Source organism: Pseudomonas sp. JAI111, assembly GCF_024809425.1.
Taxonomy (GTDB): domain Bacteria; phylum Pseudomonadota; class Gammaproteobacteria; order Pseudomonadales; family Pseudomonadaceae; genus Aquipseudomonas.
Genome location: NZ_JANUCB010000003.1, coordinates 96,257 through 110,317 on the forward strand (window position 1 = coordinate 96,257; position 14,061 = coordinate 110,317).

Below are 14,061 nucleotides of genomic sequence, written 5' to 3' on the forward strand. Positions count from 1 at the left end.
CAAACTCAATGTGGGAGCGGGCTTGCCCGCGATAGCGATCTATCAGCCGATATTTATGGTGATAGTGACGCCGTCATCGCGGGCAAGCCCGCTCCCACAGGGTTTTGCATTTATTCAGAAAGGTCGGGAAAGCTTCAAACAGCAGCGTTGTAAAACTGCTCGCTGCTCTTCTGCTCAACCAGTGCCTGTTCGATCGCGGCCTGATGCACCTCGTCTGCATGCTCTTCGCGTGCTTCCGGCAGGATGCCCAGGCGACCGAACAGTTGCATGTCCTTGTCGGCCTGCGGGTTGGCGGTGGTCAGCAGTTTGTCGCCGTAGAAAATCGAGTTGGCGCCAGCAAAGAAAGCCAGGGCTTGCATCTGCTCGTTCATCGCTTCGCGGCCGGCGGACAGGCGCACGTGGGATTGCGGCATCAGGATGCGTGCGACAGCGAGCATGCGGATGAAGTCGAACGGGTCGATATCGTCGGCATTTTCCAGGGGTGTACCCGCGACTTTCACCAGCATGTTGATCGGCACCGACTCCGGATGCTCTGGCAGGTTGGCCAGCTGGATCAGCAGGTTGGCGCGGTCATCAAGCGACTCGCCCATGCCAAGGATCCCGCCGGAGCAGATCTTCATCCCCGATTCACGCACATAGGCCAGGGTTTGCAGGCGCTCGCTGTAGGTGCGGGTGGTGATGATGCTGCCGTAGAACTCAGGCGAGGTGTCGAGGTTGTGGTTGTAGTAGTCGAGGCCGGCCTGGGCCAGCGCTGCGGTCTGGTCCTGATCCAGGCGACCGAGGGTCATGCAGGTTTCCAGGCCCATGGCCTTCACGCCCTTGACCATCTCCAGCACGTACGGCATGTCTTTGGCCGACGGGTGTTTCCACGCCGCACCCATGCAGAAACGAGTCGAACCGATGGCCTTGGCGCGAGCGGCCTCTTCGAGGACCTTCTGCACTTCCATCAGTTTTTCTTTTTCAAGACCGGTGTTGTAGTGGCCGGACTGTGGGCAATATTTGCAATCTTCCGGGCATGCGCCGGTTTTGATCGACAGCAGCGTCGACACCTGGACGCGGTTGGCGTCGAAGTGCGCGCGGTGCACCGTCTGCGCCTGGAACAACAGGTCGTTGAATGGCTGGACGAAGAGTGCTTTGACTTCGGCCAAAGACCAGTCATGACGCAGGGTTGCAGTGGTGCTGGCGCTCATGGGTGCTTCCTTTGTTTTATGCTTGGCAAGCGGCTGAGGGATGGAATACCCACAGACGCGACACGGATGTTCGGCATATTTAAGGAAGAGCGATGCGCTGTCAACCACGATACGAAGGACCGGTTTACATCTGGTTAAAAAACAAACAATTCTGTTTGCTTTGCTCGGAAGAGGCCGATGAGGCAACGCCCATCTGCATCGCCTGTGAAACCGAGTTGCCCTGGCTGGGTGATCAGTGCCGAACCTGCGCGCTGCCGTTACCCTCCGCCGGCCTGACCTGTGGCCAGTGCCTGAATCAACCGCCCGCCTTCGAGCAAGTCGCCGTGCCGTGGACTTACAGCTTTCCGGTGGACACCTTGATTACCCGTTTCAAACACTCAGCGAAGTGGCCACTTGGCCACCTGCTGGCCGAACTTCTTGCCCAATTCCTGCAACATCGCTTCGATGAGGACCTGAACCGGCCAGATGCACTGGTCCCAGTGCCGCTGGCCTCCAAGCGCTTGCGCCAGCGTGGTTTCAATCAAGCGGCGATGCTCGCCCGCTGGCTTGGCACCCGCCTTGACCTACCGTGTGACGAACGGATGCTGCTGAGAGTCCAGGACACCAGTGCGCAACAGGACCTGACTGCCGACGCTCGCAAAAAGAACCTGCGCAATGCCTTTGCCTTGGTGCCAGATGCGTCAATCAAGGGCCGGCATCTGGCATTGGTCGATGACGTGCTGACCACCGGTGCTACGGCGCAGGCTCTGGCCCGATTGCTAATGGATGCTGGCGCGGCACGAGTTGATGTCTATTGCCTGGCCCGCACACCCAAACCCGGTGACACAATTTAATCCGCTCCTACAAGAAGCGCGGCCTTACTTGACTCCCGGCACCCAAGCGGCGAACGTCCTCTCATCGCCACGACCCAAAGCACCTCGCCATGTCCCTGCCTACGTTGTTGTCCCAACACATTGTCCGCCGTCCCCAGCGCATCGCGTTGCTGCAACACATTGCCGAACAGGGTTCGATCACCCGCGCGGCGAAAAGCGCGGGGCTGAGTTACAAGGCGGCGTGGGATGCCATCGACGAGCTGAACAACCTCGCACAAAAACCGCTGGTGGAGCGCAGCGTCGGCGGTAAGGGCGGCGGTGGCGCCAGACTTTCCAGTGAAGGTGAGCGCGTATTGCGCCTTTATCAAAAGCTCCAAGCCTTGCAGGCCCAGGTACTGGAGGCCGCCGAGGAAGCCAGCGATCTGGACCTCCTCGGTCGGCTGATGCTCAGGACCAGCGCGCGTAATCAGTTGCATGGCAAGGTCCTGGCAATTGAAAGCCAGGGGCACAACGATCGAATCCGTCTTGAACTGGCCGAAGGCTTGACCCTCGATGCGCAGATCACGCACGACAGCACGGTGCGTCTGGAGCTGGAAACCGGCACTGAAGTCGTCGCATTGATCAAGGCAGGATGGCTGGAGTTGCTGGCTAATGATCACCAGGCAACACCTGGCAACAATATTCTGCACGGCACCATCGAAGCCATTCTCGATGCCCAGGACGGGCCCAGCGAAGTGCGCATCGGCCTGCCCAATGGCCAGACACTCTGCGCGCTGGCAGCACCGCTGCACTTGAAGGCACTTGGGCTGGCCCCTGACAAGCCGGTGCTGGTGCAGTTCGCGCCCTCCAACGTGTTGCTCGGGACACCGCTCTGAAACAAAAGCTTCATTAAGGCTCTTTAAGGTGGCTGCAAAAACCAGCAGGGAGCCTGATGTGAGCCTATTAGAAGAAGACCAGTCCACCGACCTCGAAAAAATGGTCGGTCTCAGCCGCCGCGGCTTCATCAGCGCCGGCGCCCTCTGCGGTGCGGCCATGTTTTTGGGGGGCAACCTGCTGAGCCGCAGCGTGCTGGCCGCGAGCGTCAGCGCCGGCACAAGCAAACTGTTGGGCTTTGACAGCATCCCTGCCGCCACCAGCGACGCCATCAGCCTGCCACCGGGTTACAAGTCTTCGGTGTTGATCAGTTGGGGCCAGCCGCTGCAAAAAGACGGTCCGGCGTTCGACCCCAGCGGCAACGGCACCGCGGAGCAGCAGGAAGTCCAGTTCGGCGACAACAACGACGGCATGAGCCTGTTCGAGTTTCCCGATGATAAAAACCGGGCGCTGATGGCAATCAACAACGAATACACCAACTACCGCTACCTCTACCCGCATGGCGGCATGCCGCAATCGGCCGAAGAAGTGCGCAAGGCGCTGGCCTGCGAAGGCGTGTCGGTGATTGAAGTGCAGCGCAAGAACGGTCAGTGGCAATTCGTCCAGGGCTCGCGCTACAACCGACGTATTCACGGCAACGCGCCGATCAGCCTCAGCGGCCCGGCCGCCGGCCACGAACTGCTTAAAACCAGCGCCGACCCTCACGGCAAAAATGTCCTCGGCACGTTCCAGAACTGCGCCAACGGCAAGACGCCATGGGGCACTTACCTGACTTGCGAAGAGAACTTCACCGACTGCTTCGGCAGCAGCAGTGCCGAGCAGAAATTCGACGCCGCGCAAAAGCGCTACGGCGCCGTGGCCGCCAGCAAAGAGATCAACTGGCACCCACACGACGATCGCTTCGACCTGGCGAAAAACCCCAACGAACTCAACCGTCACGGCTGGGTCGTGGAAATCGACCCGTTCGATCCGCAATCCACCCCGGTCAAACGCACCGCCCTGGGTCGCTTCAAACATGAAAACGCGGCCCTGGCCGAAACCCATGACGGCCGCGCCGTGGTGTACATGGGCGACGACGAACGTGGCGAGTTCATCTACAAATTCGTCAGCCGCGACAAGATCAACCACAAAAACCCCAAGGCCAACCGCGACCTGCTGGACCACGGCACCTTGTACGTGGCGCGTTTCGACGCGGGCGACGGCAACGCCGACCATCCGAAAGGCCAGGGCGAGTGGATTGAACTGAGCCACGGCAAAAACGGCATCGACGCCAGCAGTGGTTTTGCCGATCAGGCCGAAGTACTGATTCACGCGCGCCTCGCTGCCAGCGTGGTGAAAGCCACGCGCATGGACCGCCCGGAATGGATCGTCGTCAGCCCCAAGGATGGCCAGGTCTATTGCACGCTGACCAACAACGCCAAACGCGGCGAGGACGGTCAGCCGGTGGGCGGGCCGAACCCTCGTGAGAAAAACGTTTACGGACAGATTCTGCGCTGGCGCACTGACCGGGACGATCACGGCTCTAAAAGCTTTGCTTGGGACCTGTTTGTGGTCGCCGGCAACCCGGGCGTCCACGCAGGTACGCCGAAGGGCGGTTCCTCGAATATCACACCGCAGAACATGTTCAACAGCCCGGACGGTCTGGGCTTCGACAAGGCCGGACGTTTGTGGATTCTCACCGATGGCGATTCGAGCAACGCCGGTGACTTTGCCGGCATGGGTAACAATCAGATGCTGTGTGCCGACCCGGTAACCGGGGAAATACGCCGCTTCATGGTCGGGCCGATCGGCTGCGAGGTCACGGGGATCAGTTTTTCGCCGGATCAGAAAACGCTGTTCGTCGGGATTCAGCATCCGGGGGAAAACGGCGGATCGACATTCCCTGAGCACCTGCCTGACGGCAAGCCGCGGTCGTCGGTGATGGCGATTACGCGTGAAGATGGCGGAGTCGTCGGCGCCTGATCAGGCCTTATCGCGGGCAAGCCCGCTCCCACATGGGCCTGTGTTGTGCACACGATTTGTGCCACAAAGCAGATCCCTGTGGGAGCGGGCTTGCCCGCGATGGCGTCAGTCCAAACACCGCACATCTCAACCCACCCCCTAAAGAAGCCCCGTCTGCGCTACCATGCTTGGCCGGACGCGGCAGCCTGCTGCGCGCAGGAGTCAGCATGGCCCACCCGTTTGCAACCCTCACCCCAGACCTCGTGCTCGATGCCGTCGAAAGCATCGGCTTTCTCAGCGACGCGCGCATCCTGGCGCTCAACAGCTATGAGAACCGCGTCTATCAAGTCGGCATCGAAGACTCCGAGCCGCTGATCGCCAAGTTCTACCGTCCGCAGCGCTGGACCAACGAAGCGATTCTCGAAGAGCACCAGTTCACCTTCGAACTCGCCGAGTGCGATGTGCCGGTGGTCGCGCCGATGATTCACAACGGTGCCAGCCTGCACGAACACGCCGGTTTCCGCTTCACCCTGTTCCCCCGCCGTGGCGGCCGTGCGCCGGAGCCGGGCAACCTCGATCAGCTGTATCGCCTGGGCCAATTGCTCGGACGACTGCACGCGGTCGGTGCGACCAAGCCGTTCGAGCACCGTGAGGCGCTCGGGGTAAAAAACTTCGGTCATGATTCCCTGACCACCTTGCTCGAAGGCAATTTCATCCCCAAAAGCCTGCTGCCGGCCTACGAGTCCGTAGCCCGCGACCTGCTCAAGCGAGTCGAAGAGGTCTACAAGGCCACGCCGCACCAGAACATCCGCATGCACGGCGACTGCCATCCCGGCAACATGATGTGCCGCGACGAGATGTTCCACATCGTCGACCTCGACGACTGCCGCATGGGCCCGGCGGTACAAGACATCTGGATGATGCTGGCGGGTGATCGTCAGGAATGTCTCGGTCAGTTGTCGGAATTGATGGACGGCTACAACGAGTTTCATGACTTCGACCCGCGCGAATTGGCGCTGATCGAGCCGCTGCGGGCGTTGCGCCTGATGCATTACAGCGCCTGGCTCGCACGCCGCTGGGATGACCCGGCGTTCCCGCACAGTTTCCCGTGGTTCGGCAGTGAACGGTATTGGGGCGATCAGGTGTTGGCGTTGCGCGAGCAACTCGCTGCACTGAATGAAGAGCCACTTAAACTCTTCTGACTCACCCTGACCCCCTGTGGGAGCGAGCCTGCTCGCGATAGCGGTTGATCAATCAACATCGATGTCGACTGACTCGACGCTATCGCGAGCAGGCTCACTCCTACAGGTATTGTGTTCACAATTGCCCAACCTATTCAGGCAGGACATTCGCCGACAAATCTCCTTACAATCCCCCCTTTGTTAGCTGCCTAAGCAAGGATTCTGCATGCAAGCTGCCAACCCGCGTCGCGGGTACATCCTGGGCCTGAGTGCCTACATCATCTGGGGACTTTTCCCGATTTACTTCAAAGCCATCGCCTCGGTGCCGGCCGTAGAAATCATCATCCACCGCGTACTCTGGTCCGCGCTGTTCGGTACCTTGTTGCTGATGGTCTGGAAACACCCCGGCTGGTGGCGCGAGCTGCGCGAGAACCCTAAACGCCTGGCGATCCTGGCCCTGAGCGGCACGCTGATCGCCGCCAACTGGCTGACTTACGTCTGGTCGGTGAACAACGGACGGATGCTCGAAGCCAGCCTCGGTTACTACATCAACCCGCTGGTGAACGTGCTGCTGGGGATGTTGATTCTCGGTGAACGGCTACGGCGCATGCAGTGGCTGGCGGTAGCACTCGCCGCCATTGGCGTGGCGCAACAGGTGTGGCAGGTCGGCACTCTGCCGTGGGTGTCACTGGTGTTGGCACTGACCTTTGGTTTCTACGGATTGATCCGCAAGCAAGCACCGGTCAAGGCGTTGCCGGGGCTGGTGGTGGAAACCTGGATGCTGGTGCCGATTGCCATCGCCTGGTTGCTGTTCAATCAGACAGCTACCAGCGCGCAGCCTGAGTTCTGGACGACCTCCCAAGCCTGGTGGCTAGTGGCGGCAGGTCCCGTGACGCTGGTGCCGCTGGTGTGTTTCAACGCCGCCGCACGGCATTTGCCCTACACCACGCTGGGATTTCTCCAGTATGTGGCGCCGACATTGGTGCTGCTGCTGGCCGTCTTGCTGTTTGGTGAACAAATGTCGCCGAGCACCTTGGTGACGTTCATCTTTATCTGGACCGGCCTGGCGGTTTACACCGTCGATGCCGTGATCAGCATGCGCCGCCGTAGCTGATCAGAAAACGTACAAACCTCTGCAGGCCACGTTGTCCGTGGCCTGCATCATTCCTTCCCAAGGTTATCCACAGCGTGATCCCCGGCGTTTGTGTGCAACTTATTGAAACTGCTGGTTTTTTGATCAATTCCTGAAGAACCCCGGCCCGTGTGGCCTGGCGGGCTGTCTCTACAGGTTATCCACAGGCAGGTGCACGTATAACTTGGATAACCTGCTCAAACTTCGCTGCGCAGTACCAATTCCACCATCAGATCGTCGGCCAGGGTTTCCAGACGCGACTGCAATACGTCCAGAGACAAGGTCAGCGGCACCGCAAGAATCGCTTCGGCGTGGAACAGCGGCTCGCTGCTCATCGGCGCCGGGCGGACTTCAGTCACCAGACGCTCCAGGTTCACCCCTTGCTCGCTCAACAGACGGGTAATGTCGCGGACGATCCCCGGACGATCATTGCCCACCAGTTCCATGGCGATCGGTTTCCAGGTGCAGGATTGCTCGATGCTGCTTTCGGCGATCATTACGCGAATGCCTTGAGCTGACAGCGCCTTCAGGGCATCGACCAATTCATCGTAGGCCTCGGCCGGCACGCCCACGCGAAGAATTCCGGCGAACTGGCCGGCCATGCGCGACATGCGGCTCTCCAGCCAGTTGCCGCCGTGCTCGGCAATGCATTGGGCAATGCGCTCGACCTGCCCAGGCTTGTCCGGAGCGAAAACAGTGAGTACGAGGTGGTCCATGGCGCAGCCCTCTTTTGTTATAGAAACAGAAGTATAGGCAAGGCTTGATCCTGCGCTGAATCAACTGACGCCATCGCGAGCAGGCTCACTCCTACAGGTTCTGTGCTGTACCTGTGGGAGCGAGCTTGCTCGAGATTGGAGCGCCGCCGACAAACCTGCCGACCACAAATCGTGTACAAGTTTTTATATTTAACTGGAACAATCCGATAGTTTTTTGAGAACATCCCGTGCCCCGTCGTGACTGCAATGCGTCATGGGGTCGCAGAACGACGTAATTAGTCTAATTTTCACAACCGCAATTCATCATGTAGTATGCCGCAGCGCGCACTACATAACGTTGGATCGATGTCTGCCACAGGCACAGTCGCATCCCTGAAAGCCCTATCAGCAAGGCCTCAAAGCCGTTGATCGGTTCCATCCCAGCCGCCCGAAATGGCATGTACTGGTGGAAGGGGTTTGTGGTTTAAATAGCCCGAGGCTTCATTGTTAATTTGAAGAGCTGAAAAGCGAAATAGCTGAGCAGAGTGAGGCAAGCAATGACTGAACACGTTCAAGTCGGTGGCCTGCAGGTCGCCAAAGTCCTGTTCGACTTCGTGAACAACGAAGCCATTCCCGGTACCGGCCTCACCGCCGATAAGTTCTGGGCCGGTGCCGACAAGGTCATTCATGACCTGGCCCCGAAGAACAAAGCCCTACTCGCCAAACGCGATGATATCCAGGCTCGTATCGATGGCTGGCACCAATCCCGTGCCGGTCAACCACACGACGCCGTGGCCTATAAAGCCTTCTTGCAAGACATCGGTTATCTGCTGCCAGAAGCGGCCGATTTCCAGGTCACGACGCAAAACGTCGACGACGAAATCGCCCGCATGGCTGGCCCGCAACTCGTGGTGCCGGTCATGAATGCCCGTTTCGCACTCAATGCCTCGAACGCCCGCTGGGGTTCGCTGTATGACGCGCTCTACGGCACCGACGCCATCAGCGAAGCCAACGGCGCGGAAAAAGGCAAAGGCTACAACAAGGTTCGCGGCGACAAGGTTATCGCCTTCGCCCGCGCCTTCCTCGACGAAGCGGCGCCCTTGGCGGCCGGCTCCCATGTCGACTCCACCGGCTACAAGATCGTTGACGGCAAACTGGTCGTTGCCCTTAAAGGCGGCAGCAACAGCGGCCTGCGCAACGATGCCCAGCTGATCGGTTTCCATGGCGATGCCTCGGCACCGACTGCGATCCTGCTGAAAAACAACGGCCTGCACTTCGAAATCCAGATCGATGCCAGCACTCCGGTCGGCCAGACCGACGCTGCCGGCGTCAAAGACATCCTGATGGAAGCTGCGCTGACCACCATCATGGACTGCGAAGACTCCGTTGCCGCTGTCGATGCCGATGACAAAGTGGTGATCTACCGCAACTGGCTCGGCCTGATGAAGGGCGACCTGGCGGAAGAAGTCTCCAAGGGTGGCCAGACCTTTACCCGCACGATGAACGCCGACCGCACCTACACCGGTGTCGACGGCAAGGAACTGAGCCTGCACGGTCGTTCGCTGCTGTTCGTGCGCAACGTCGGTCACCTGATGACCATCGATGCGATTCTCGATAAAGACGGCAACGAAGTGCCGGAAGGCATTCTCGACGGCCTGATCACCAGCCTGGCGGCGATTCACAGCCTCAATGGCAACAGCTCGCGCAAGAACAGCCGTACCGGCTCGGTCTACATCGTCAAACCGAAGATGCACGGTCCGGAAGAAGCCGCGTTCACCAACGAGCTGTTCGGTCGCATCGAAGAAGTCCTGGGCCTGGCACGCAACACGCTGAAAGTCGGGATCATGGACGAGGAGCGCCGCACCACGGTCAACCTCAAGGCGTGCATCAAGGCAGCGAGCGAGCGTGTGGTGTTCATCAACACCGGTTTCCTCGACCGCACGGGCGATGAAATCCACACCTCCATGGAGGCCGGCCCGATGGTGCGCAAGGCCGACATGAAGGCCGAGAAGTGGATCGGCGCCTACGAGAACTGGAACGTCGATATCGGCTTGAGCACCGGCCTGCAAGGTCGCGCCCAGATCGGTAAAGGCATGTGGGCAATGCCCGACCTGATGGCGGCGATGCTCGAACAGAAAATCGCCCACCCGCTGGCCGGCGCCAACACTGCATGGGTTCCATCGCCGACCGCCGCTGCGTTGCACGCGCTGCATTACCACAAGGTCGACGTGTTCGCCCGTCAGGCCGAACTGGCCAAACGTGCGCGCGCTTCGGTGGACGACATCCTGACCATCCCGCTGGCCGTCAACCCGAACTGGACGCCAGAGCAGATCAAGAACGAACTGGACAACAACGCCCAGGGCATTCTCGGTTACGTGGTGCGCTGGATCGATCAGGGCGTGGGTTGCTCGAAAGTGCCGGACATCAACGACGTCGGCCTGATGGAAGACCGTGCGACGCTGCGTATTTCCAGCCAGCACATCGCCAACTGGCTGCGTCACGGCATCGTCACCGAAGCGCAAGTGATGGAAAGCCTCAAGCGCATGGCGCCGGTGGTTGATCGTCAGAACGCCAATGACGCGCTGTACCGTCCGCTGGCACCGAACTTCGACAGCAATATTGCCTTCCAGGCAGCGGTCGAATTGGTGGTCGAAGGCACCAAACAGCCGAACGGCTACACCGAGCCGGTTCTGCACCGTCGTCGTCGCGAGTTCAAGGCTGCCAACGGCCTGTAACTGAACCCTGACGCCGGACAAAAAAAGGCCCTGATCGAAAGATCAGGGCCTTTTTGTTTCAATCCGGTACATCCATTTCCAATCCCAACTCATGCTTGACCAGCTCCAACAGCTTGCCGGTATCGACAGGTTTGAGCAGGAAGTCGACCACGCTCAAGTGCATCGCGGCGATTGCATCTTTTACGTCGGCGTCACCGGAAACGATGATGAACGGCATTGCCGCCCGAACCGATTCACGAACCTGGCGGATCAGGTCCAGGCCATCGACATGCCCCATGCGCAGGTCGGTAATCACCAAACCGATCGAAGGCTTCTCTTCCAGCATCTTGAGGGCGGTTTCGCCACTGGCAGCAATCATGCAGCGGACGCCATTGAGTCCGAGAATCTCCGAAAGCAACTCTCGCGCGTCCTTGTCGTCATCGACGATCAGTACTCGCTGTGGTGGCAAATCGGGTTCGAGCATGACTGCACTCAGCGCCTCGCGCTCGGCGTCACTCAAAATATCGTGGTCGGACATGGCTTTCTCTACGGTTTCAATTCAATCCCCTAGCACAATCGTCAGACATCGCTAAGCAGACCTTCAATGTGCACTTCGTCGGAAACTATTCCTATAGCCAATGTAGGGGGTTTTTCCCGTATTTGCGTCAGACATTTCCTAACTTCCGACACTCGCACGCCCTACCTAGACTTACGTCCAATGGGCACCCTACGCGCAGGGGCCGACCATGACGGAGTCACCCGACCACAACAATTCAAAAAAAAGACTGCGGTAATAGGTTATGAGTAAAGCGGACGCCTTCACCCAGGCAGGGAAAACCGCGGTGTTGCAGAACATCCAGGGCACCTTGCAATTTCTCCAGCGCTTCCCGCCCTTCAATCAAATGGAACACGCTCACCTGGCGTACCTGGTTGAACAATGTCAGCTACGTTTTTATGCCCCGGGCGAAAGCATCATCAAACCCGCCGACGGGCCGGTCGAGCATTTCTACATCGTCAAGCAAGGCCGGGTCGTGGGTGAGCGCCCGCACACGGCCAAGGGTGGGACCGAGACTACGTTTGAAATCACCACCGGCGAGTGCTTCCCCCTCGCGGCGCTGCTGGGTGAGCGTGCGACCCGCACCGAACACCTGGCCGCCGAAGACACCTTTTGCCTGCAGCTGAACAAGCTGGCGTTCATCAAACTGTTCGCGCTGTCCAACGCCTTCCGCGACTTTGCCCTGCGCGGCGTCAGCAGCCTGCTCGATCAGGTCAACCAGCAAGTCCAGCAAAAGGCCGTGGAAACCCTCGGCACTCAATACTCGCTGAACACACGCCTGGGCGAACTGGCCATGCGTCACCCGGTAACCTGCAGCTGCGCCACCCCGTTGCGTGAAGCCGTGAGCCTGATGCATGAGCAACAGGTCGGCAGCATCGTGATCGTCGACGAGCATAAAGCGCCGCTGGGGATTTTCACCTTGCGCGACCTGCGTCATGTGGTGGCCGACGGCATCAATGATTTCAACGAGGCCATCGAGCACCACATGACCCGCGCGCCGTTTTTCCTGACGCCGGACCACAGCGCCTTCGATGCGGCGATCGCCATGACCGAACGGCACATCGCCCACGTCTGCCTGGTGAAGGACCATCGTCTGTGCGGCGTGGTGTCCGAGCGGGATCTGTTTTCCCTGCAACGGGTGGACCTCGTGCACTTGGCACGGACCATTCGCAGTGCGCAGAAAGTGGAAAACCTGGTGGCGCTGCGCGGCGAGATCGGCCAACTGGTCGAACGCATGCTGGCGCACGGCGCGTCGTCGACCCAGATCACTCACATCATCACCCTGCTCAACGACCATACCGTGTGCCGGGTGATCGAACTGACCCTCGCCGAAAAAGGCGACCCTGGCGTGCCGTTCAGTTGGCTGTGCTTCGGCAGTGAAGGCCGCCGCGAACAGACGCTACACACCGATCAGGACAACGGCATCCTGTTCGAAGCCCGGGACGCGGCTCATGCGGCGGAGATTCGTGGCAAGTTGCTGCCCATCGCCCAGCAGATCAACCAAAGCCTGGCGCTGTGTGGCTTCACGCTGTGCAAAGGCAACATCATGGCCGGCAACCCCGAGTTGTGTTTGTCGCGTGCTGAATGGGCGCGGCGTTTTGCAGCCTTTATCCGCGAGGCGACACCGGAGAACCTGCTGGGATCGAGCATTTATTTCGACCTGCGCGTGGTCTGGGGCGATGAGCAAGGTTGCGAGCAGTTGCGCAAAGGGATTCTCGATCAGGTCGGCGACAATCGATTGTTCCAGCGAATGATGGCCGAGAATGCGTTGCGCAACCGGCCGCCGGTAGGACGTTTCCGCGAGTTTGTGCTGGCGCGCAAGAATGGCGAAAAAGCCACGCTGGATTTGAAAGTCCAGGGGCTGACGCCCTTCGTTGATGCCGCCCGACTGCTGGCATTGGCCCACGGAATCGAAGCGAACAATACCCTGGAGCGTTTTCGTCAATTGGTCGCCAAGGAAGTGATCGAACGACTGGACGGCGCGGCCTATGAAGAGGCCTACCACTTCATCCAGCAAACCCGTATGCAACAGCATCAGCTGCAAACCCGGGAGAACTTGCCCTACTCCAACCGGGTCGATCCGGACAGCCTCAATCATCTGGATCGGCGGATCCTGCGTGAATCCCTGCGTCAGGCTCAACGCCTGCAAAGCAGCCTGGCCCTGCGGTATCAGCTATGAGCCTGTTTTCATGGCTGCGTCCGGCGGGTCCAAGCCTTCCCGGAGAACTCCAGCAACGTCTGCAACGGTTGCCTTCGGCCCCGGAGCTGAGTGAATGCAGCCTGCGCGAGCAACGCTGGGTAGTGCTGGATCTGGAAACCACCGGGCTGAACCTGAACAGGGATCGAGTGCTGTCCATCGGTGCAGTGGTGATTGAGGACGGGGCGATTGATTTCAGCCAGCAGTTCGAACGCACGCTGCAATGCGCCGACCTGAAACTGGCCCCCAGCGTGTTGATTCATGGCCTGGGGCCCAGCGCGATTGCCGCTGGCAGCGATCCGGCGCAGGCGCTGCTCGATTTCATGGAGTTTGTCGGTGACAGTCCGGTGCTGGCATTTCATGCACCCTTCGATCAACACATGCTCGGGCGCGCGCTCAAAGACCACCTGGGCTACAAGTTGCAACATCCGTTTCTGGATGTGGCGGACATCGCACCGCTGCTGTGTCCTCAGGCGCACATTCGCGACGCCGGGCTGGATAACTGGATCGACTGGTTCAAGCTTGAAGTCTTCGAACGCCACAACGCCAGTGCCGATGCGCTGGCCACTGCCGAGTTGGCGTTGATTCTGTTCAGCCGCGCACGGCAGCAGCAGATTCACAGCCCGCTGAATTTGCAGCAGCGGGTGAATCAGTGGAAACGCCGGCAGCGCGCACCGTCGTTCTGATATCCCGTCCCCCGGTAGGAGCTGTCGAGTGAAACGAGGCTGCGATCTTTTGACTTTTATTTTTTAAAAACAAGATCAAAAGAT

Annotated in this window: 11 protein-coding genes; 8 read left to right on the forward strand and 3 right to left on the reverse strand. The window is 59.6% G+C overall.

Translation table 11 applies throughout. The features are described from left to right. Positions 1-134: 134 nt before the first annotated feature. Positions 135-1,190: a biotin synthase BioB gene (bioB, locus tag HNR03_RS11365; RefSeq protein WP_090178993.1), complete on the reverse strand. Its 1,056-nt coding sequence runs from the start codon at positions 1,188-1,190 to the stop codon at positions 135-137. Positions 1,191-1,282: 92 nt separating this feature from the next. Between bioB and HNR03_RS11370 the strand changes: the two genes are divergently transcribed. The 5 genes from HNR03_RS11370 (at position 1,283) to rarD (ending at position 7,111) form a co-directional block, all read left to right on the forward strand. Next, positions 1,283-2,023 (forward strand): ComF family protein, encoded by a 741-nt coding sequence (locus HNR03_RS11370; protein WP_259153598.1) that lies wholly within the window; start codon positions 1,283-1,285, stop codon positions 2,021-2,023. A gap of 89 nt (positions 2,024-2,112) precedes the next feature. After that, positions 2,113-2,877, forward strand: a complete 765-nt coding sequence (locus HNR03_RS11375) for a TOBE domain-containing protein (RefSeq protein ID WP_259153600.1) — start codon at positions 2,113-2,115, stop codon at positions 2,875-2,877. Between the two features lie 58 nt (positions 2,878-2,935). Beyond that, a complete protein-coding gene (locus HNR03_RS11380) occupies positions 2,936-4,837 on the forward strand; it encodes a PhoX family phosphatase (protein WP_259153601.1) in 1,902 nt (633 codons plus the stop codon). A gap of 206 nt (positions 4,838-5,043) precedes the next feature. After that, complete coding sequence (locus tag HNR03_RS11385; protein WP_222588735.1) at positions 5,044-6,018, forward strand: serine/threonine protein kinase; 975 nt, start codon at positions 5,044-5,046, stop codon at positions 6,016-6,018. A gap of 205 nt (positions 6,019-6,223) precedes the next feature. Then, on the forward strand, positions 6,224-7,111 hold the full coding sequence (gene rarD, locus HNR03_RS11390; RefSeq protein ID WP_222588736.1) for an EamA family transporter RarD: 888 nt from the start codon (positions 6,224-6,226) through the stop codon (positions 7,109-7,111). Positions 7,112-7,326: 215 nt separating this feature from the next. Here the strand turns inward: rarD and HNR03_RS11395 are convergent, their stop codons facing one another. Continuing rightward, positions 7,327-7,845, reverse strand: coding sequence for a glycine cleavage system protein R (locus HNR03_RS11395; protein WP_222588737.1), 519 nt, complete (start codon positions 7,843-7,845; stop codon positions 7,327-7,329). A 536-nt stretch (positions 7,846-8,381) separates the two neighbouring features. Between HNR03_RS11395 and HNR03_RS11400 the strand changes: the two genes are divergently transcribed. Next, positions 8,382-10,559 (forward strand): malate synthase G, encoded by a 2,178-nt coding sequence (locus tag HNR03_RS11400; RefSeq protein ID WP_259153602.1) that lies wholly within the window; start codon positions 8,382-8,384, stop codon positions 10,557-10,559. A gap of 58 nt (positions 10,560-10,617) precedes the next feature. On the opposite strand, the gene HNR03_RS11405 is transcribed toward HNR03_RS11400, so the two are convergent. Next, entirely contained in the window at positions 10,618-11,076 is a 459-nt protein-coding gene (locus HNR03_RS11405) for a response regulator (protein ID WP_259153604.1), read from the reverse strand. Positions 11,077-11,338: 262 nt separating this feature from the next. Between HNR03_RS11405 and HNR03_RS11410 the strand changes: the two genes are divergently transcribed. Together HNR03_RS11410 and HNR03_RS11415 are read left to right on the forward strand one after the other, a co-directional pair. Then, positions 11,339-13,273, forward strand: coding sequence for a putative nucleotidyltransferase substrate binding domain-containing protein (locus HNR03_RS11410; RefSeq protein WP_259153605.1), 1,935 nt, complete (start codon positions 11,339-11,341; stop codon positions 13,271-13,273). Continuing rightward, positions 13,270-13,977, forward strand: a complete 708-nt coding sequence (locus HNR03_RS11415) for a PolC-type DNA polymerase III (protein ID WP_259153606.1) — start codon at positions 13,270-13,272, stop codon at positions 13,975-13,977. Before HNR03_RS11410 ends, HNR03_RS11415 begins: the two co-directional genes overlap by 4 nt. The last annotated feature ends 84 nt before the right edge of the window (positions 13,978-14,061 follow it).